We start from the raw sequence: 528 nt of genomic DNA, 5'->3' as shown, positions 1-528 counted from the left end.
CAGTTCGTGATTAATATTCAAATTTGGGACCTATTAACTCAAACCAGAAACACATGTCAGAACAGTCAAATTCCGAATTTTTTACTTCTTTAGGAAAGAAAATTTTAGCCGCCTTAATTTTTGGACTCGAATTTTCAGCTTTATTTTTACTTCTCGGCAACGGAGGAAATATTCCGTGGCTGCCACCGGTTCTCGTTTTTTCTATAATTGGAATTTCGCTTGCGGCATCAATTGTTCTTCCTTTTATATGGCACTGGAGGGAAAGAAAAGAAAAAACCAGTTCCCAAAAGATTTATGGGTTTTTATACAGTGCAATACGTTATTGTACAGCTTTTAATGTCATGGCTTTTGGCTGGAAAAAGTTTTACGGACTTCAGTTTATTGTGCCTTCTGAAATCGCCAAAAACCCCATGAATCAACAGAGCGGCGAATGGCTCACCTGGTTCTATTTTGGCTATTCGCCAGCTTTTGGAATTATAATAGCCTTGATTCAAATTGTTGGAGGCATCATGTTGTTATATAGAAAAA

1 protein-coding gene is annotated in these 528 nt (G+C 37.1%); it reads left to right on the top strand.

The window, feature by feature from the left end; all coding sequences use genetic code 11:
• Window positions 1-53: 53 nt before the first annotated feature.
• Window positions 54-528 (top strand): hypothetical protein (locus ABEB23_RS18245; protein ID WP_348814147.1); only part of this gene is annotated, 475 nt, incomplete at its 3' end.

This window comes from Flavobacterium maritimum (assembly GCF_040049085.1).
GTDB lineage: Bacteria > Bacteroidota > Bacteroidia > Flavobacteriales > Flavobacteriaceae > Flavobacterium > Flavobacterium maritimum.
Note: the sequence above shows the minus strand (reverse complement) of the source record. Positions and strands in the feature narration are given on the sequence as shown.